Origin of the sequence: Arthrobacter sp. MYb23 (assembly GCF_002979775.1) — a bacterium.
In the GTDB taxonomy this organism is placed as follows: Bacteria; Actinomycetota; Actinomycetes; order Actinomycetales; family Micrococcaceae; genus Arthrobacter.
Genome location: NZ_PCPR01000022.1, coordinates 24,354 through 42,883, shown reverse-complemented (window position 1 = coordinate 42,883; position 18,530 = coordinate 24,354). Strand labels below are relative to the sequence as shown.

The 18,530-nt window shown below is 62.9% G+C and carries 16 protein-coding genes and 2 tRNA genes; 13 read left to right on the top strand and 5 right to left on the bottom strand.

Translation table 11 applies throughout. The annotated features are described in order from the left end of the window. Positions 1-54 precede the first annotated feature (54 nt). The 10 genes from CQ020_RS18975 (at position 55) to CQ020_RS18930 (ending at position 9,964) form a co-directional block, all read left to right on the top strand. On the top strand, positions 55-1,530 hold the full coding sequence (locus CQ020_RS18975; protein ID WP_105693248.1) for a YibE/F family protein: 1,476 nt from the start codon (positions 55-57) through the stop codon (positions 1,528-1,530). A 102-nt stretch (positions 1,531-1,632) separates the two neighbouring features. Then, the gene (locus CQ020_RS18970; protein ID WP_219844527.1) at positions 1,633-2,568 is read left to right on the top strand and encodes an ABC transporter ATP-binding protein; all 936 of its coding nucleotides are present in this window, start codon (positions 1,633-1,635) and stop codon (positions 2,566-2,568) included. Continuing rightward, complete coding sequence (locus CQ020_RS18965; protein ID WP_105693247.1) at positions 2,565-3,341, top strand: ABC transporter permease; 777 nt, start codon at positions 2,565-2,567, stop codon at positions 3,339-3,341. The genes CQ020_RS18970 and CQ020_RS18965 overlap by 4 nt, the downstream gene beginning before the upstream one ends. Before the next feature lie 30 nt (positions 3,342-3,371). Continuing rightward, positions 3,372-4,484, top strand: a complete 1,113-nt coding sequence (locus CQ020_RS18960) for a sensor histidine kinase (protein ID WP_105693246.1) — start codon at positions 3,372-3,374, stop codon at positions 4,482-4,484. Further along, positions 4,481-5,092 carry a response regulator gene (locus CQ020_RS18955; RefSeq protein WP_105693245.1) on the top strand — a complete coding sequence of 204 codons (612 nt, stop codon included), beginning with the start codon at positions 4,481-4,483 and terminating at the stop codon, positions 5,090-5,092. The genes CQ020_RS18960 and CQ020_RS18955 overlap by 4 nt, the downstream gene beginning before the upstream one ends. 39 nt (positions 5,093-5,131) lie before the next feature. Then, the gene (gene dusB, locus CQ020_RS18950) at positions 5,132-6,313 is read left to right on the top strand and encodes a tRNA dihydrouridine synthase DusB (protein ID WP_024820261.1); all 1,182 of its coding nucleotides are present in this window, start codon (positions 5,132-5,134) and stop codon (positions 6,311-6,313) included. Between the two features lie 64 nt (positions 6,314-6,377). After that, positions 6,378-7,694 (top strand): deoxyguanosinetriphosphate triphosphohydrolase, encoded by a 1,317-nt coding sequence (locus CQ020_RS18945; protein ID WP_105693244.1) that lies wholly within the window; start codon positions 6,378-6,380, stop codon positions 7,692-7,694. Positions 7,695-7,765: 71 nt separating this feature from the next. Beyond that, entirely contained in the window at positions 7,766-9,649 is a 1,884-nt protein-coding gene (dnaG, locus tag CQ020_RS18940; protein WP_105693243.1) for a DNA primase, read from the top strand. 53 nt (positions 9,650-9,702) lie between these two features. Beyond that, positions 9,703-9,775 (top strand) — tRNA-Asn (locus CQ020_RS18935). Between the two features lie 116 nt (positions 9,776-9,891). Beyond that, positions 9,892-9,964: transfer RNA gene (locus CQ020_RS18930), tRNA-Asn, on the top strand. 72 nt (positions 9,965-10,036) lie between these two features. Here the strand turns inward: CQ020_RS18930 and CQ020_RS18925 are convergent. From CQ020_RS18925 to CQ020_RS18905, 5 genes are all read right to left on the bottom strand, one after another. Further along, the gene (locus CQ020_RS18925; protein WP_011774207.1) at positions 10,037-10,444 is read right to left on the bottom strand and encodes a hypothetical protein; all 408 of its coding nucleotides are present in this window, start codon (positions 10,442-10,444) and stop codon (positions 10,037-10,039) included. 42 nt (positions 10,445-10,486) lie between these two features. Further along, a complete protein-coding gene (locus CQ020_RS18920) occupies positions 10,487-11,770 on the bottom strand; it encodes an alpha/beta hydrolase-fold protein (RefSeq protein WP_105693242.1) in 1,284 nt (427 codons plus the stop codon). A gap of 22 nt (positions 11,771-11,792) precedes the next feature. Beyond that, complete coding sequence (locus tag CQ020_RS18915) at positions 11,793-14,291, bottom strand: bifunctional lysylphosphatidylglycerol flippase/synthetase MprF (protein WP_105693241.1); 2,499 nt, start codon at positions 14,289-14,291, stop codon at positions 11,793-11,795. Between the two features lie 165 nt (positions 14,292-14,456). Next, positions 14,457-14,636 (bottom strand): glycine zipper domain-containing protein, encoded by a 180-nt coding sequence (locus CQ020_RS18910; RefSeq protein ID WP_017199401.1) that lies wholly within the window; start codon positions 14,634-14,636, stop codon positions 14,457-14,459. A gap of 38 nt (positions 14,637-14,674) precedes the next feature. Continuing rightward, on the bottom strand, positions 14,675-15,904 hold the full coding sequence (locus CQ020_RS18905; RefSeq protein WP_105693240.1) for a multidrug effflux MFS transporter: 1,230 nt from the start codon (positions 15,902-15,904) through the stop codon (positions 14,675-14,677). Positions 15,905-16,076: 172 nt separating this feature from the next. Here CQ020_RS18905 and CQ020_RS18900 point away from each other — a divergent pair, with 172 nt between their 5' ends. From CQ020_RS18900 to CQ020_RS18890, 3 genes are read left to right on the top strand one after another with little or no spacing between them, the layout of a single operon-like run. Continuing rightward, a complete protein-coding gene (locus tag CQ020_RS18900) occupies positions 16,077-16,925 on the top strand; it encodes a phage holin family protein (protein ID WP_105693239.1) in 849 nt (282 codons plus the stop codon). Between the two features lie 46 nt (positions 16,926-16,971). After that, the gene (locus tag CQ020_RS18895; protein WP_105693238.1) at positions 16,972-17,595 is read left to right on the top strand and encodes a CDP-alcohol phosphatidyltransferase family protein; all 624 of its coding nucleotides are present in this window, start codon (positions 16,972-16,974) and stop codon (positions 17,593-17,595) included. After that, entirely contained in the window at positions 17,595-18,512 is a 918-nt protein-coding gene (locus CQ020_RS18890; protein WP_105693237.1) for a DMT family transporter, read from the top strand. The genes CQ020_RS18895 and CQ020_RS18890 overlap by 1 nt, the downstream gene beginning before the upstream one ends. The last annotated feature ends 18 nt before the right edge of the window (positions 18,513-18,530 follow it).

Below are 18,530 nucleotides of genomic sequence, written 5' to 3'. Positions count from 1 at the left end.
GACGAGGGACATCTGCCATCCCGCGTAGGGTTAAGGCATGAGGTTTTGCTGCTGATGGGCCACGGTCACTCCCACGGACATTCTGAAGAGTCCGATCCCACCCCGCAGGCGCTTGCGTCGCGGAAGAGGGCCAACTGGATTCTCGCGGCCATTCTTGTTCCGGTGGGCGTCCTGACGCTCGTAGCCATGATGGTCCTGTGGCCCTCCGGCAGCCGGGAGGGAATCTCGTTCTCGAGTCCTTATCAGGCCGCTCCTGGGGTCACCTTCGATACTGGCCGGATCCAGAGCGTGGTGGTGGAGAGCTGCACGCAGACAGGCCAAAGCAACAACGGTCAAAGCAATACTGGCCAAACGGATCCCAACCAGAACAACCAGTCCGCCGGTTCCCAGTGCACCTTCGCCTTTACGGAGCCGGACAAGGGCGGGGACGTGGTCAAGGTGGTCATCAACCCGGATGTTGCCATGTCCCACGGCGTGGACGTGGGGGACTCCATCCGGTATCTCAACCTCTCCGCCGTCCAAGGTGCAAATGCTGGAAACGGTGCCCCGGCCTACGTTTTTGTGGACTTCGTCCGCAGCATCCCCATAGCCCTGCTGGCTGTCCTGTACGCAGCAGTAGTCATCGCGGTGGCGCGTTGGCGTGGCTTCCGGGCGCTCCTTGGCCTGGTGGGTGCGTACTTCGTCCTGGTCAGCTTTATTCTGCCGGGTTTGGTGGAAGGCAAGCCGCCGCTCCTGCTGGCTTTGGTGGGTTCAACGGTGATCATGATCGGGGTCCTGTATTTCGCGCATGGATTCTCGGCGCGGACATCCACTGCTTTGCTGGGCACTATTTTTGGGCTCAGCATTACCGCGCTTTTGGCGGCCTGGGCCACTGACGCCGCTAATTTGGCTGGTGTAGGGAACCACGACGCCTCCACGTTGGTGAACATGTCACCGCAGATCTCCATTTCCGGGATCATCCTCTGCGGCCTGATTATTTCCGGACTGGGCGTGCTCAACGACGTCACCATTACCCAGTCCTCGGCAGTGTGGGAGCTCTACGAACTGGCCCCCAATACCAGTGCCCGCAAGCTGTTCTCGTCGGCCATGCGGATCGGCCGGGACCACATCGCCTCCACTGTGTACACCATCGCTTTCGCCTATGCTGGCGCAGCCCTTCCGATCCTCATCATCGTGATGCTGTACGACCGGCCGCTCGCTGAAGCCCTGACCAGCGCCGAGCTGTCTGAGGAAGTCATCCGTACGTTGGTGGGTTCCATCGGTCTGGTCCTCGCGATTCCGGTGACCACGTTGATCGCCGTCCTGGTGGTCAAGGCCACGGGCATGAAGCGGCTCGCCTCATCGGGTGGACCGTCTGTTAGTGCCGATGACCTCAAAGACACCGGTTCGCTGGCAGCAGCTGCCGCCGTCGTGGGTTCCGGCCCGCAAGAGCAGCACGACGTCGGAACTGTCACCGACGCTCCCGGCAAGCCTGCGCGGCCGGGCAGCCGCCGCGCCCAGCGCGAAGCGGAGCGGCGCAGCACCGAGTAGGCGCTCATGACATTTGTCATCCAGGATGCGTGACACCCGCTACGGGTGCAGGTGGTTTATTCCAGCTTGAATTGGTAGACCACGTCAATTCCAGGGAGAGCCATGACAATGACAGATGTGCCGGCAATTCAGGCTGAAGGGCTTCACAAGAGCTTCGGCAAAGTCCACGCTGTCCGCGGGCTGGACCTGACGGTGCAGCAGGGGGAAGTGGTGGCCTTCCTGGGACCCAACGGCGCCGGCAAGACCACCACCATCGACATGATCCTGGGGCTCAGCGCCCCGGACACGGGCAGCGTCTCCGTCTTCGGACGCACACCGCGGGCAGCGATTGCCCGGGGGCAGGTGGCCGCGGTGATGCAAACCGGTGGCCTGCTGAGGGATATCAGCGTTCGTGAGACCGTGCAGCTCACCGCGGCCATGTTCGACTCCTCCCGCCCGGTGGACGAAGTCCTGACCCGCGCCGGCATCCTGGACATCGCTGACCGGAAGGTGGAGAAGTGCTCCGGCGGCCAGCAACAGCGCCTTCGCTTCGCCATGGCTTTGGTTTCCGACCCCGGGCTGCTCATCCTCGATGAGCCGACCACCGGCATGGATGTGGCCGGACGCCGTGACTTCTGGTCCGCCATCCGGGCCGATGCCTCGCGTGGGCGCACTGTCATCTTTGCCACCCACTACCTCGAGGAAGCGGACGCCTACGCCGACCGGATTGTGCTGGTACGCCACGGAACCATCGTTGCCGATGGCACGGCGGCGCAGGTCAAGAACCTTGCCTCCGGAAGAACAGTGCGCGCAACACTGCCGCCGGGGGACCGGGAGCTGCTGGCCGGACTGCCTCCTGCCGCCGCAGTGGATTACGACGCCGGCCGGGTCACCGTTCGAACCGCGGACTCGGATTCCGTGGTCCGCTACCTGCTCAACAACACCGGAGCCCACGATCTTGAAGTCGTCGCCAACAACCTAGAGGAAGCCTTCGTTGCCCTCACCGCTGACGAACCCGGCACGGATACCCAGCCTGCATTCGAAGGAGACAGGGCATGAGCCAGACAACAGCCATCCAGGACCGCAAACCTTCCGCAGGGGGCATCAACAGCACCTTCCTGTGGATCGAAATCAAGCGGATGCTCCGCAACCGCAGGACCATCATCTTTACGGTCCTCATGCCCGCGATCTTTTTCTTCATCTTTGGGTTGTCCAATAAGGACCAACTTCTTCCCAACGGCCATAGCTACGGGCAGTACATCCTGATCAGTCTCACCGTCTATGCCGCCATGACGGCAGCCACCGGGGCGGGCAGCCAAGTAGCCGTTGAGCGGGCGCAGGGCTGGAGCAGGCAACTGCGCCTCACACCGCTCCTGCCAGGCGCTTACATCGCCGTCAAAGCGGCGGCAGCGCTGACACTGTCGCTGGTGGCCGTCATAGCCCAATTCATCATTGGTGCCTTGGCCGGGGTGACCATGGACCCGCAGATCTGGCTCACCGCTGGTTTGGTCGCCTGGTTGGGTTCCCTGGTTTTCGCGGCCCTTGGCTTGTTCGTCGGCTATCTCATGCCGAGCCAGAACGTCATGCAGATCCTTGGCCCTGCCCTTGCAATCCTCGCCATGCTGGGAGGGCTCTTCATGCCGATAGAGATCATGGGAGATACCTTTGGCGAGATCGCCAGGTTCACGCCTGCCTACGGGATCGGACAGTTGGCACGGAGCCCGATCACCGGGGAGTTTGATGCCGTGTGGATCGTCAATGTCCTGGTGTGGCTGGCCATCTTTGTTGGCGGAGCCGCCATGGCCTTCCGCCGTGACACCAAGCGTGTCTGAGCGCGTCCTGCGGTGACTATTGTGGGATCCATGAGCAGCCCGAGCCTTGGCGATACGTTCCGTGGGCCCGGACCCCGCAAATGGTTTGTCGGTGCCGGATTCTCCATCGTCCTGTGGGCCTGGCCCACGTGGAACCTGGTGTGGTCGGTGGACGAACCTGCGCTCTGGAAGGTCGCCGCTTCCGCGTCGCTGGTGGCTTTCTTCGCCGCCTACGCCATCCTGCCGATGTTCAGCCGGACCCGCGGACCCCGGACCGGACTCGCCTGCACAGGGATCCTGCTGGCACTGAACGGCCTGGTCATTCTCCTGGTGGGGAAGGAAGCGCTGTGGACGTGGCCTTTCCTCGCCTGTGCCGTCGCCATGACGGTGCTGCCGCCCTTCGTGGACTTCGTCCTCATTGTTGCCATGGCGGCTGTGTCCTTGGCAATAGAACTGGCCACCGGCACCCCGGAGCAGGCGCTGTTCCAGCCGGCCCTGATCCTGTCACTCGGCTTGATGATGTCCTCCTTTGCACGATTGATCCGGCAGACTGTCCAGCTGCGTGCGGCCCAAACCGAACTGGCGGACGCCGCAGTTGCCGCGGAACGAAGCCGGGTGGCTCGGGACATGCATGACATCCTGGGCCATTCATTGACGGTGATCGCCATCAAGGCCGAACTGGCAGGCCGGTTGATGGAAGGAGCACCTCCGGGGCCGGCCACGGACAGGGCTGCCACGGAGATCAGCGATGTGCAGGATCTTGCCCGCGGCGCGCTCGCGGACGTCAGGGCAACTGTTGCGGGGTATCGGGGAGTCAACGTCCTGGCCGAACTCGCAGCCGCCCGGACGGCGCTGGAGTCGGCCGGAATAACTGCTGAATTGCCGGGCACCGTGGAACTAGTCCCGGCCAGGCACCGGGAGCTGTTCGGCTGGGTGCTCCGGGAAGGCATCACCAATGTGGTGCGGCACTCAGGCGCGCGGCGCTGCCGCGTGCTGTTGACGGCGTCGAGCGTGTTGGTGGAAGACGACGGCGTGGGCCCGGGTGCCCCGGAAGCCCTCGGTAACGGTCTGGCAGGCATCCGGGAAAGAACAGCGGCCGCCGGTGGCAGCGTTCATGTCGGTTCGAGTGACCTGGGAGGGTTCAGATTGGCAGTTGAGGTATGAGTATCCGTTTGGTGATTGCCGACGACCAAGCATTGGTCCGTGGGGCTTTGGCCGCTTTGCTGGGGCTTGAACCGGACATAGAGGTGGTTGCTGAGCTGGGTGACGGCACCGGGGTGGCGGACGCCGTCGTGGAATTTTCCGCGGATGTGGCGATGCTGGATGTGGAGATGCCCGGATTGGATGGCATCAGCGCCGCAGCTGCTGTCCGCAAGGCGGCTCCTTCATGCCGGGTCCTCATGGTCACCACTTTTGGCAGGCCCGGCTACCTCAAGCGGGCCATGCAGGCAGGTGCCTCCGGGTTCGTGGTCAAGGACACTCCTGCCCGGCAGCTCGCGGAAGCTGTTCGGCGAGTGCACCGTGGCTTGCGGGTTGTGGATCCTGCCCTCGCCGCCGAATCCTTGACATCCGGTGACAGCCCGCTGACCGAACGTGAGGCGCAGGTGCTTCGGGCGGCTTCCGACGGCGGCACAGTGGCAGACATTGCCAAAGCCGCGATGCTCTCCGAGGGGACTGTGCGGAACTACCTTTCCGCTGCGATGGCCAAGACAGGAGGAAGAACCAGGGCCGAAGCGGTCCGCCTGGCCGAGGACAACGGCTGGCTTTTGTAGGGCGCCCCCCGATTTGCCCACATTTGCAACAATGGATGGGTGACTGTAGTAGCAACGCCTCCCGCACCAAAGCTCGAGCTCCCGCCCTTGAAGCTCGGCGGGATCACCGTGGATACCCCTGTGATCCTTGCCCCCATGGCCGGCATCACCAACTCAGCCTTCCGCAGGCTCTGCCGTGAATACGGCGGCGGCATGTACGTGGCCGAGATGGTGACGTCGCGTGCCCTGGTGGAGCGGACGCCGGAATCGTTGCGGATCATCTCGCACGATGAGGACGAGAAAGTCCGCTCCGTGCAGCTCTACGGCGTGGATCCGGTGACTGTCGGCGCGGCAGTGCGCATGCTTGTTGACGAGGACCGTGCCGATCACATCGACCTTAACTTCGGCTGCCCCGTGCCCAAGGTCACCCGGCGTGGTGGCGGTTCGGCCCTGCCGTGGAAGATCGATCTCTTCACCTCAATCGTTCAAACGGCTGTCAAGGAAGCTTCCAAGGGTGGCATCCCGCTGACCATCAAGATGCGAAAAGGCATTGATGAGGACCACCTGACGTACCTCGACGCTGGCCGGATCGCCCGCGACGCCGGAGTGGCCGCCGTCGCCCTTCACGGCCGGACTGCCGCGCAGTTCTATTCCGGCCAGGCCGACTGGTCCGCCATAGCCCGCCTCCGCGAGGCCCTGCCGGATATCCCGGTGCTGGGCAACGGCGACATTTGGTCCGCGGAAGACGCAGTCCGCATGGTGCGCGAAACAGGAGTGGACGGCGTCGTGGTGGGCCGTGGCTGCCAGGGACGTCCCTGGCTCTTCGGCGACCTCCAGGCGGCCTTCGAAGGCAGCGACCAGCGGCACCGTCCCGGACTCCGCGAAGTGGCTGAGGGCGTGTACCGCCACGCCGAGCTGATGGTGGAGACCTTTGGCAACGACGAATACAAGGCGCTGCGCGAAATCCGCAAGCACATGGCCTGGTACTTCAAGGGCTATGTGGTGGGCGGGGAACTCCGCGCCAAGCTGGCCACCGTCCCCACCCTTGAAGTGCTGCGCGAATACCTTGAGGAACTGGACATGGACTCGCCCTACCCGGGAGTCGATTCCGAGGGTCCCCGCGGCCGTGCCGGTTCGCCAAAGAAGCCGGCCTTGCCCAAGGACTGGCTGGTGAGCCGTCAGCTGAACGCTGAACAGAGCGCGGATATCTCAGCCGCGGAGCTGGACGTTTCGGGCGGCTAGCCTCACACGTGTAAGACTGACTCAAGAAGCTCCACACCCCGGCGCTTGAAGGAGGCAGATACCCATGGGAACCGAAGCGATACTTGGCCACGACGGGACGGCCCACGATTTTGTGCTGGCCATCCCCGGATACGTCGAGGCAGATTCCGCGCGGTGGGTTGAAGAGCCGCGCAAGAGCAACTATCGCTCCGATTTTGAACGGGACCGTGCCAGGGTCCTGCACTCTTCGGCACTGCGCAGGCTCGGTGCAAAAACGCAGGTCGTTGCCCCGGACACGGATGACTTTGTCCGAACCAGGCTGACCCACAGCCTGGAAGTGGCACAAGTTGGCCGCGAACTGGGTCGCTCCCTCGGCTGTGATCCCGACGTGGTGGACACAGCATGCCTGAGCCACGATCTCGGTCACCCGCCCTTCGGCCACAACGGTGAGTCCGCGCTGAACGAAGTAGCGCACACCATTGGCGGCTTCGAAGGCAACGCCCAGACCCTGCGGTTGCTGACCAGGCTCGAACCTAAAGTGCTCGCTGAGGACGGCAGGCCGGCTGGACTCAACCTGACCCGCGCCAGCCTGGACGCCGCGTCCAAATACCCGTGGTCCGCCGTCGATGCGCCCGTCATCCACGGCCACCGCACCAGCAAATTCGGTGCTTACGAGGACGATCTTCCCGTGTTCGAGTGGCTGCGTGAGGGTGCCCCGGGCAACAGCTCCTGCATCGAAGCGCAGGTCATGGATCTGGCGGATGATATTTCGTACTCGGTGCACGACGTGGAGGACGCGATCGTCGCCGGCCATTTCCAGTTGAAGTGGATGGAGAACCCGGATCACCGGGCGCGGGTGGTGGGCTACACCAAGCAGTGGTACCTGCCGCACAACGATCCCGCTGACATTGATGCCGCCCTTGCCCGGCTGGAGGCCACCAAGGTGTGGGTCCGCGAAGCCGATGGCAGCCGGAAATCCATGGCTGCCCTGAAGGACATGACCAGCCAACTGATCGGCCGGTTCTGCCAGAGTGCCATGGAAACGACCCGTGCCCATTTCGGCCCGGCCAACCTCACCCGATACGACGCCGAGCTCATGGTTCCCGAGGACACCGTCACCGAGATTGCGGTCCTCAAGGGCCTGGCCACCACGTTTGTGATCTCCACCGACCACCGCCAGCCGGTGTACGAGCGTCAACGCGAAGTGCTGCATGCACTGGTAGGCGTTTTGAACGCCACCGGCGACCGTCACCTGGAGCCGATGTTCGCTGCGGACTGGCGCGACGCCGTCGACGACGGCGCTCGGCTGCGCGTAGTGATCGACCAAGTTGCCTCGCTGACGGACGTCTCCGCCCTCGCAATGTACGAGCGGCTCGTGGGGAGCCTTCCCTCGCTCTGGTAAAGCCCGTGGTAGACCCTTCCTGCGTTCCGTTAACGGCGGGGACTCTTGGGGCAAGCGACTAGGATGGTCACGTGGCTGGCCTGATCAAACGTGAAGATATCGACGAAGTACGCCAGCGCACGGATATCAAGGAAGTGGTTGACGGTTACGTCACCCTCAAGGGTGCCGGGCTGGGCAGTTTCAAGGGCCTGTGCCCCTTCCACGACGAACGCTCGCCCTCCTTCACTGTCCGCCCGCAAGTGGGCAGGTATCACTGCTTCGGTTGCGGCGAAGACGGGGACGCCATCTCCTTTGTCCAGAAGATGGACCACAGCTCCTTCCATGAGGCCGTGGAGAAGCTGGCCGCAAGAATCGGCTACGAGCTGCGCTACGAGGACGGCGGAACCGGTCCCAGCCGCGAGGAAGTGGGCAAACGCCAGCGCCTGCTGGATGCCCACAAAATTGCCGATGAGTTCTTCCGCGCGCAGCTGTTGACCCCCGGAGCGGCAGAGGGCCGCAACTTCCTGGACGGCCGCGGCTTTGACCGCGCTGCCGCCGAGCACTTTGGTGTGGGATACGCGCCACAGGGCTGGGACGCGTTGCTGAAGCACCTCCGCGGCCGCGGATTCACGGATGCTGAGTTGAAACTCACGGGCATGTTCTCCGAAGGAAACCGCGGAATCTACGATCGCTTCCGCGGCAGGCTGATCTGGCCCATCCGGGACATCGCGGGCGACACCATCGGGTTCGGTGCCCGCAAACTCTTTGAGGACGATCAAGGCCCCAAATACCTGAACACCCCTGAAACCACGCTCTACAAGAAATCCCAGGTCCTCTACGGGATCGACATCGCCAAGCGGAACATCGCCAAGGAACGGCAACTGGTAGTGGTGGAGGGATACACGGATGTCATGGCCTGTCACCTTGCCGGGGTCACGACGGCGGTGGCCACCTGCGGTACAGCCTTCGGTACCGAGCACATCAAGGTAGCCCGGCGGCTGCTCTCGGACGACGGCAGCGGGGGAGAGGTCATCTTTACCTTCGACGGCGACGCCGCCGGCCAGAAGGCTGCCCTGCGGGCTTTCGAAGAAGACCAACGCTTCACCGCCCAAACGTACGTCGCCGTGGAACCCTCCGGGGCAGACCCCTGTGATCTTCGCCAACTCAAGGGTGACGCGGCCGTGCGCGAACTCATCAGCACCCGCAAGCCACTGTTCGAGTTTGCCATCCGGGCCACTCTTCGGCGGCACAACCTGGACACCGTGGAAGGCCGCGTGGCTGCCCTCCGGGAAGCCGCCCCGGTGGTGGCACAGATCCGGGACTCCGCCACGAGGCCCGGATACACGCGCAACCTGGCCGGTTGGCTGGGAATGCCCATCGAAGAAGTCAGTGGCTACGTGGGGGCGGCGGCCAAGCGAGCCGCTTCCGGTGGCGGCGCCGCCAGCCCCGCAGGCCCGGCGGCCACCACAGCAGCACCGGCGTCGAGCGGTCCTGTCTTCCAGCGGCCCGATCCCAGAGACCCCATAGCCGGTATGGAGCGCCAAGCGCTTGAAGTGGTTCTCCAGGAGCCGGGCGTGCTGGGCGGGGGAGCCTGGGAGCGTTTCGAAGCCTCGCAGTTCACCACGCCTGCTTACGCGGCCGTCCACACCGCCGTGCGGGCCGCTGGACTGGCCCACTCGGATGACCCTGTGGCGTGGGTGGAGCAGGTCCGTCAGGAAGTGCCCGAGCCCCTGCGGGCCTTGGTCTCTGAATTGGCGGTGACGCCACTGCCAGCGAGCACTGCCGAGGCCATGCAGCGGTACTGCCGTGACATCCTGGCCCGTCTTTTCGAATTGCAGATCACCAGGATCAAGGCAGACAAGATGGGGCAGCTGCAGCGCTTGGATGCAGGGGCCAATCCGGAGGAGTTCCAGCGGCTGAACCGTGAGCTGATGCAGCTCGAAATGGAGCGCAGGGCGCTTCGCTCGGATGGCTGAAAGCGCCGATTTCACTTTCCGGCGGGCCCCTGTTAAGCTAGTAACCGCTTCATTCCTCCGTAGCTCAATTGGCAGAGCATTCGACTGTTAATCGAAGGGTTACTGGTTCAAGTCCAGTCGGAGGAGCGCGCAATACCCCCGTTTCGAACACTCGAAACGGGGGTATTTTTATACCCCCAAGGGGTATGCGGTGCCGATTTCGCATTCCGGTAGAACCTTTGCTAAAGTCATAACCGCTTCATTCCTCCGTAGCTCAATTGGCAGAGCATTCGACTGTTAATCGAAGGGTTACTGGTTCAAGTCCAGTCGGAGGAGCATCAGGACCCCGTACCGGCTTTAGTGCTGGTACGGGGTTCGTTTTTTTCTTGGACTTTCACTGGACTTCTCTTAGACGAAGTCCATCTCCACCTGCAGGAAGCGGGCGGCCTCAGCCACAGCGGCCAGGAACGAATCCTGCTCAGTGGGCGGAGTCCTGGGCTCCCGGGGATGCCATTCGTGGGGCGCAGAGTAGACGCGGGTGAAACCTCCACCTGGTGGCGCGTAGAAGATGCCGAAGCGCTGAACCGGCCACTCAGGCGAGGTCTCCGGGGCGACCAGCAGCGCGGCGTCCGTTTCAGGGTTGTACCACTGGGCAATGGGGCGTCGACGGTCATCGGTAAACAGCCCGGCGGCGTAGAGGGCAGCCGACTGCGGGCTGGTCACCGAGCACAAACGGTCCCACCACAGCGGCAGGATGCGTTCATCCCGACGCTGCCACGGTGCCGGAAGCGGCTGCAGCTCTTGCCAATGTGGCACACCTAACTTTATCGCCGGTCCGGGTCGTGCAAAAGGGCAGTGTTATCTGGAGAGGCCAAGCCTCGGGTAGAGCACGTCGAATCCTTTGGTCAGTCCCGCGTTCAACGCCAGGCCCACGTGACCGCCGTTGGGCACCTCGTAGTACGTCACAGTCATCCCTGCTTCCCGGGCGGCAGCGGATACTGCTTTGGCGGCAGCTACGTAGGTGGTGTCGTCCGAGCCCACCGTGAAGACTGCCGTTGTGTTGGGGAACTGCTTGCCCTTCATGATGTTGATGGGCTTTTGGGCGTCGTAGGCGGCCTGGTTGCCATTGAAGATCGCTGCAAGGTTGCCGGCCGGATCCTCCGCGCCGGGGAATTCCTCGCCTGAGATGTCCACTACGTTGCCCCACATCTCCGGGTATTTGACCGCGAAGGAAATGGCACATTGCCCACCGTTGGAGTAGCCGGCAATGGTCCAATGCTCGCGGTCCGGGAGGATGTTCAAGTTGGCTTTGGCCCAGTTAACAACGTCCTCGTTGATGTACTTCTCCACGTTGCCGTATTTGGCGGTGTCGAGGCAGAGGGTGTCGTCCTGGTCCGGGCCAATCTGGTCTGCGACGATCGCAATGGGGGCCAGGCCATTGTTCTTTGCAGCGAACTCGTCCAGGGCAGCGGAAACGTATTGCGGATCAGGGAGTCCGGGCTGGCCCATCATGAGGACGAACAAGGGCAGCTTGGGCGGATTGGCCGTCAAGGCGGCTGGGGGCAAGTAGATGCCCGCCGGCCTTGCAGTGAAACCGGACGCGGTGGCTGGAATGACTTGGGTACCTGCCTGGCCTTTGGCCGGCATATTGGCCGGGGGCTGCCAGCTCTGCCACAGGGGACCTGCCGGAACGGAGGCGTCAGGGTCCGGCTTGGCCAGTTGGATGGCGCCCTCAGTGGAGATCCCCAACGCCGAGCCCAACGTCTTGTTCAAACCGAACTCTGTATTGATGCCGAGCCCGGCCACTACGACGAACACGGGGATCGATACCGCGGCCACCACCTTCCGCCACCGTGGGCTGTGCCGGAAACTGACCACGGCCAGACCCAGGGCAGCGAAGCAGGCAAGGGCCCAGAACCACACCCGCGGTGTCAGCCCCACATGGAAGACGTCCAGGACATCCTCCACGAGCCACACAGTCAACCACCCGAACAGGCCCGCAACCACAATGGCCGCGACCGCGGTGAGGGCCCAGCGCGCCGATGGCCTGAGGAACAAGAGCAGGAAAAACCCGACGCCGATCACTCCAGCGATCGTCATGACGAGAGGGCCGCTGATCTCGAGCTTCAGGAGGTCGTTCATGGCCGCGCGGTCCGCTCGGGCGTCATGCGGCTGGCTCCTTGGCTACCATTTGCCGCAACAGCCCGGCGCTTTGAGTGGGGGACAGTCCTGGCAGGTAGGCCGATCCCACAGCGATGCCGATGGACGGCAGGGCCAACGGGTCCTGGTAGTACATGTACAAGGTCCGGTGTTCAGGCTGGAACCTTGATTTGAACGCGGCCAAGGATTTGAAGCCGTACATGGGTTCCAGGGCGTTTCCCAGAAGCGCCAGGACACGGTCCAGGGTGCTCCGGTCTTCATCGCCGGTACCGCCTCCTGCATTGGCGAGCGGCGAGCCGGACAAGGAGATCTGAGGTACTTCTTCTTTGAAGTGGGTCACGGCAGAGGCTATGAGAAACTCCATCACACCCTTGAACCCTGTGGTTCGGCGGCGCATGAAGTCCAAGGTCCACCCTGAGATGATCCCTTGGCTGAAGACGGGGAGCCAGCTGGTGACTCCGTGGACCAATCCGTCGTCATCCACGGCCACGCAGCAGAGCACCTCGGGGTCCTTGAGCTCGTTCAAGCCACCCAGCGTGAAGCCCATCTCAGGCAGCGCTTTGTCAGCCACCCATTCTTCGGAGATCTCCGCCAACTGCGCCCTGATTCCCGGAGGCATCTCAGGGTAGGGGTACCAGTGATCCTTGATGGAAAGCTTGTCTGCACGGTTCAGGGCGGTCCGGACGTTCTGCCATTCCTTCCCCTTGAAGGTCATGGCTTGGACGTTGAGGAGTGTCTCTTCCGCCACCTCCAGTTTCCTGAAGCCATGGGGTAGCAGTGGGACATCCAGCTCTGCCGTTGCGGAATAGAAACACGGAATCAGCCCCAGATTGGCGCAGTGTTTGACGAAACCCCTAGCTGCATCGGCGTGGTGTTCGCTGGCGCCAAAAGGGCCGGCAACGGTGAGGGCAACCCCGTTGTGGACCTGATAGGCGACTCCAGCCTTCCTGTCCGGGGTGAACCAGTACTGGTTGTTGTCCCAGAGCGCCATCCAGGACAACGTGCCGCCGCCATCATGCAACAGCTCCCTGGTGTGCCCCAGATCCGCTGCGGGATCGGTGGCCAGCATCCTGAACCGCCGGAAGTTATTCAGGACAAGCACCAGAATGCAGAGCCAGATGATGTCCCCACCCAGGCCATACAGGACAGTGCTCAGCACACCTTGGGGGAGGGCAACCACGAACGGGACTGGGAAAGGAACCAGGATGTGGGTCAACTGCCCGGCAAGGTCCAACAGCGTAGAGCGGCCCGGGTTGCCTTCAACGAACCAGAACACCACATAGAGGACCACGGCTGCCACAGCGAGGATGAGCGAGGTCCGGCCGAGGACCCGGTACCCGGCGTCGCTGGATTCGACGCGGAACTTATGCCGGTTTACCAGCAGCAGCGCAGCGATGATGATCGGGGCGAGGACCGCTGGGACCGCGTACAGCAGGAGGTACGCGAAGTCGTCATCGCCTAAGGTGACCCCCGGATCTGTAACGTACTGGACGATGGACAGGACGGTGACGGCTGCCAGATACAGCTGGATAACAAGTGTCAGCCGGTACGCCAGCCGCCGGCCGCGCCTCAGCCCCTCTGCGCAGACAAGCAACAGCAGCACAGGAATCAGTGTCAGGATTGCCGCGCCGAAGCTCTGGACGCCCACGATGCTCTGCAGGGTGACACAGTTGTTGTCGTTATTACAGGCTTCCTGAACCTCATCGGCGTCGGGACTGGCCTGGAGCATGACCTCGGAAACTACGGACAGGGGCCCGATTTCCCACGTTCCTGTCAGCTGCGTGAGCAAAGGTCCCACCGCGAAGACACCCACCACGGTGCCCACCAGGAACCGTGTTTCGCGAAGGCTTGAGGAGTGCAGCGATCCTGCCCGTCGGCGCAGGGCCAGCGACTGGATGGCCCAACCCGCCAGGATGCCGATCACGGCCCCGGCCAGGGCCTGCAGGGTTTGGGCGACTCCCACGAAGAGGGCAAACATCAGCGTGGCGGCCAGCAGCCACGTCCTCAGTCGGCGACGCCACAGCGCCTCAAGCGCCGCCGTCGAACATCCCAACGCCGCAGCAGCGCCACCATAGGCACCCACAACATATTCGCCGCCCAGGAAACTGAGCCATTGGTCGCTGGCATCCGTTCCAAAAGTTACGAGCACCACAAGGACCAGGGCGCTGAGGGCGGAGCCGGCAACGAAGGCAGCCAGCGCCAGCCAAGGGCCCATGACGCGTTCGGCGATGCCCACGCCCACCAGGATTGCTGCTGCGCAGGCCAGGTAGTCGAGCAAGGAGGAAGCGAAGAACGCCGACGTGAAGATTGACCACCAGGGTCCTGGCTCCACCGCCAAACCAAGGCCCACCTGGTCCAGGAGGTCTTGGCCGGGACCGCTGATGAGGCTACCGGTGACGGCCCCCAGCACCCAGAGGAGCACCACCAGGGCAAGCGTCAGTGGCAGCTTCCGCAGGGTTGCCAGGCCGCGCGTACTGCCCCGAAAAACAACAGCCGTGCTCATGTGATGTCCCCTTCACCGGTTCAAGCACCGGTTACCCCGGCTGGCCACCATTCTGCCCTGCGGTACGCAGTTAGGGGAGGGTTTGCTGATTCCCGACGCCGGCGGGTCGCCAGCGGGGCCGGCTTAGTCCCGCTTGCAGCTGGCCTAGTCCCGCTTGCAGCCGGCCTAGTCCCGCTTCCAAGGGCCGGGATTCACGCGGTAGAGGACAGCAGCGCCGATCACGGCGCCCAGGATGGCGCCAAACAGCGCGCTGCCTGCGGCGCGACCGAGAAGAGCACCAGCGACGGCGCCGAGCAAGGCACCCAGGAAGAGGCCCCTGCCGTTGCGGTGCGGTTTGTTAGTCATGGTCACAGCCTACGGGGCCGGTGCTAATGATCAGGGTGCTAATGAATGGAGGGAACCGACCGCGGCCGGACAACCAGCCATAACGCGGCAATGGCGCCAGTGATACAGGCGGCCATGACGGCGCCCATGGGTACGGCGGAGTTGACGCCCAGCCAACCGACCACCGGCGGGACGATGCCGGCCATCATGAACTGGGATGCGCCCAGGAGCGATGCGGCGGTGCCTGCTTGTGCGCCGTGCTTGGCCAAGGACAGGACCTGAACACACGGGAACATGAAGCCTGTTGCGCATATGTAGAACCACAACGGGATGAGGATGCCCCACAAACCCACATGGAACAGGTCCAGAACGATGATCAGTGCGGCCATGAGCACCATGAAGAGGGTTGCTCCGGCCACGATCCATTGCGGAGCTACCCGCCTGATCAGGCGGGAGCTGATCTGCACGCCTGCCACGATGCCCAGTGAATTGATGCCGAACAGGATGCCGTACTCCTGTGGTGAGAACCCATAGACGTTTTGGAACAGGAAGGTGGAGGCCGAGAGGTAGGCGAACAAGCCACCGAAGTTGAGGCTTCCCACCAACACCATGCCGACGAAGATCCGGTCCGTGAGGACCGTTTTGTAGCGTTGCCCCACGGTAACGGTGGACTTGCCCCGCTGCTCCGCCGGAAGTGTTTCCCGAATGAAGAAGATCGAGGCAAGGATCACCAGCAGGCCGTAGCCGGCCAGGAAGTAGAAAATGCCCGGCCAGGGGAAGGCCAGCAGCAACTGGGAGCCGATGACGGGAGCCAGAATGGGAGCCAGGCCGTTGACCAGTGACATCCGCGAGAACATCCGGACCATGGAATAGCCGTGAAAGAGGTCCCTGACCATGGCCATGGCCACAACGCCCCCTCCGGCAGCGCCAATTCCCATCAGTACTCGGAAGAGGGACAGCATTCCGATGTCTGTGGCCAGGGCGGCACCGAGCGATGAGCCGATGTGCACGGCAGTAGCCAGGATCAGCGGTAGCCGGCGCCCTACCTTGTCGCTGAAGGGTCCCACCAACAGCTGGCCGAGCCCGAAGCCCACCGTTGTGCCGGTCAACGTGAGCTGGATTGCCGCCGCTGAGACATCAAAACTCTCTTCCAAAGCGGGGAACGCCGGAAGATAGAGGTCGATGGTGAAAGGACCGAGGGCAGTCAGTGCACCCAACAGGAGAATGTAGACAAGTTTTTCGCGTCGGCTCAGAGAATCGCCCGGAGCAATGGGAGAGGTCACGATCATCTATCCTATGGCCCAGATCATATTTATTGGGCGTATGACGGGCGCGCCGGGGTCCGATCCCGAAAGTTCAGCAGGAACCTGAATGATAGCTTTGAGAACAGGTGTCCGCGGGGATTGTTTTCCGCCGCGTTCGCCTTACACGATGCCCAGAGGAAGCAGTTAGGCGGAACCCATGAGTGGACGTCACACAGGCAGGCCCAGTCAAGGGCCAGCCATTCGTAGTTTGCCGAAGACCCTCAAGCTCGTTGCAAGGCTGGCTCCGAGGCAACTCAACGACGAAATCGCCTTGGCGAAGGTTGAGCTCAAGCGCAAGGCCACGCAGGTTGGCATCGCTGGCGCCTTCTTCGGAGTAGCGCTTGTCTTCCTGGCGCTCCTGGTCATCGCGCTGGTTGTTGCAGCGATCCTCGGTTTGGCCACCATTATGCCCGGCTGGCTTGCGGCCCTGGTGGTTGCGGCATTCTTCCTGCTGATCGTGGCAATCGCAGCCCTGATCGGCATAGCCAAGTTCAAGAAGGCCATGCCCTTGGTTCCTGAGGACACCATCCGGGGAATCAAGCATGACCTTGGAATTGCCAAGGAAGGCTCCGAGTTCGACGAGTCCATCCTCGATCCCAACTCGCCCGCCGCCAAGGCCGCCAAGGCTGAAAAGGAAGCGGCCGCTGAGAAGGCCAAGGCTGAGAAGGCTGCCAAGGAAGCCGCCAAGGAAGCGGACGCCGTCAAGGCTCCCACCGAAGCTGAGCTTCGCTCGCGCCTGAAGCGCCGCCGCCAACACCTCACCGGTGTTCGTGACGAGCTCGGTGAACAGCTCGACGTCAAGAAGCAGGGCCAGGCGTTGCTCGAGAGTGCCAACGGAAAGTTCCAGGAGAGCAAGGAATTCGCTGCCGCGAAGTTTGCCGACCTCGGAGACTCTGTACCTGAGAGCCTCACCGAAAGGCTTGCCGCCCGGTGGAAGGACCTCGCAGCTTTCGCCACAGCTGCCGTGGTCTTCGTTGTTGCGCTGCGGAAGCTGCTGAAGAAGTAGAAGCCAGCGGCGCCATCAAACACTGAAGACGAGGAAGGGGGACAGGATGAGATTGATCGGAGCTGGGTCGCACCCCGACCGGCCACAGGTTGATCACGACCTCATCTTCACTGTCCCCAACATCCTCACAGTCCTTCGTTTCATGGGCGTGCCGCTCTTTGTCTGGCTCGTCCTGTCCGAACAGGAGTATGGTTTCGCGGTCCTGGTGCTCGTTATCATGGGCAGCACCGACTGGGTGGATGGCTATATTGCCCGACGCTTCGACCAGACGTCCAAGCTAGGCCGGATCCTCGATCCCATGGCTGACCGTGCCGCGCTGCTGGCTGTCGCCTTCACCTTGGCGATTGCCGGCGTCGTGCAGTGGTGGTACCTGGCAGCACTGCTGGTGCCGGACGCCGTCCTGGCCATTGCATCCTTGATCTACTTCCGAAGCCACCCTGACCTCCCGGTGAGCATCATCGGAAAGATCCGCACCGGGCTGCTGCTGATCGGTACGCCGCTGCTGGTCCTGTCCAAGCTGCCCATCGCGTTGACCGAGGTCTACTTTGTGGCAGCGTGGACGTTCCTGGGGCTCGGCCTGATCGGCCACTGGATAGCGGCATATAACTACTACTGGGCCATCCTGCGCAAAGGAAAAGAATTGAAGACCGACGACGGCGGACGAGGCTGATGGTCTGGCTGGCGGTTTTTCTCGCGGTACTTGGTGCCTTCTTCCTTGCCATCGGCGCCCAGAGGCAGGGCAGCGCCGTGAAAGCCGATACTGGTGGCTTGGCGCTGAGTTCCAACGGGTTCCTGCGGCTGCTGCGTAATCCGCGCTGGATGCTCGGACTGTTGTTCCTTGCACTCGGAATGGTGATGAACGCGATCGCACTGGTTTCCGCGCCCCTCACAGTGGTGCAGCCGATTGGTGCCATTGCGCTTGTTATCACCACGGTGGTTAACGCCAAGGACCAGGGCCTGAGCATCAACCGTGCAACCGTGGTGGCCATCAGCGCCTGTGTCACGGGATCGGCGCTGTTCGTGCTCCTTGCCGTCAATGTCACGCAGGAGAACCACCACGTCAATAGCGACGACGAACTGACGATTGTTCTCCTCCTGGCTCTTGCCGTGGGCATTTTTGGAGCTCTGGCCGTTATGTTCAAACACCGCATGAGCGCCTTCATTTACATTTTGGGCGCCGGTGTCCTGTTTGGCTTTGTTGCCGTCCTGACCCGCATCATCGGAAAGCATCTGCTGGACCCCAATGGCCTGTTCCTGCTCAATGTCCAGTGGTACACGCTCGTGGCAATTGTGGCTGCCGGGGGCCTGGGTTCCTGGTTTGTCCAGAGTGCCTATTCCGGTGGTCCGCCGGATCTGGTGATCGCAGGCCTGACCGTGATCGACCCCATGGTGGGCATCGCAATCGGCATTGTGATCCTTGGTGAGCTTCGTCCCGACGTCCACGCCGTGATGGCCATCGCCATGGCCGCGGCCGCTACGCTTGCTATCGTGGGGGTTATTGCCCTGAGCCGGCACCATCCGGAAGTCACCAAACGCAAGAAGGACGCGAAGGCGGCTGCCAGCCGGAAGGCCCAAGGCAAAGCTTGACCTTGCGCCCCCGCTATT

Excerpts from the sequence above, each read along its gene's own strand:
- CQ020_RS18900 (WP_105693239.1), top strand. The coding sequence starts at position 16,077 with ATGAGTGGACGTCACACAGGCAGGCCCAGTCAAGGGCCAGCCATTCGT.
- CQ020_RS18970 (WP_219844527.1), top strand. The coding sequence starts at position 1,633 with ATGACAATGACAGATGTGCCGGCAATTCAGGCTGAAGGGCTTCACAAG.
- CQ020_RS18965 (WP_105693247.1), top strand. The coding sequence starts at position 2,565 with ATGAGCCAGACAACAGCCATCCAGGACCGCAAACCTTCCGCAGGGGGC.
- CQ020_RS18915 (WP_105693241.1), bottom strand. The coding sequence starts at position 14,291 with ATGAGCACGGCTGTTGTTTTTCGGGGCAGTACGCGCGGCCTGGCAACC.
- CQ020_RS18905 (WP_105693240.1), bottom strand. The coding sequence starts at position 15,904 with ATGATCGTGACCTCTCCCATTGCTCCGGGCGATTCTCTGAGCCGACGC.
- CQ020_RS18960 (WP_105693246.1), top strand. The coding sequence starts at position 3,372 with ATGAGCAGCCCGAGCCTTGGCGATACGTTCCGTGGGCCCGGACCCCGC.
- CQ020_RS18890 (WP_105693237.1), top strand. The coding sequence starts at position 17,595 with ATGGTCTGGCTGGCGGTTTTTCTCGCGGTACTTGGTGCCTTCTTCCTT.
- CQ020_RS18895 (WP_105693238.1), top strand. The coding sequence starts at position 16,972 with ATGAGATTGATCGGAGCTGGGTCGCACCCCGACCGGCCACAGGTTGAT.
- CQ020_RS18910 (WP_017199401.1), bottom strand. The coding sequence starts at position 14,636 with ATGACTAACAAACCGCACCGCAACGGCAGGGGCCTCTTCCTGGGTGCC.
- CQ020_RS18920 (WP_105693242.1), bottom strand. The coding sequence starts at position 11,770 with ATGAACGACCTCCTGAAGCTCGAGATCAGCGGCCCTCTCGTCATGACG.
- CQ020_RS18975 (WP_105693248.1), top strand. The coding sequence starts at position 55 with ATGGGCCACGGTCACTCCCACGGACATTCTGAAGAGTCCGATCCCACC.
- CQ020_RS18955 (WP_105693245.1), top strand. The coding sequence starts at position 4,481 with ATGAGTATCCGTTTGGTGATTGCCGACGACCAAGCATTGGTCCGTGGG.
- CQ020_RS18945 (WP_105693244.1), top strand. The coding sequence starts at position 6,378 with ATGGGAACCGAAGCGATACTTGGCCACGACGGGACGGCCCACGATTTT.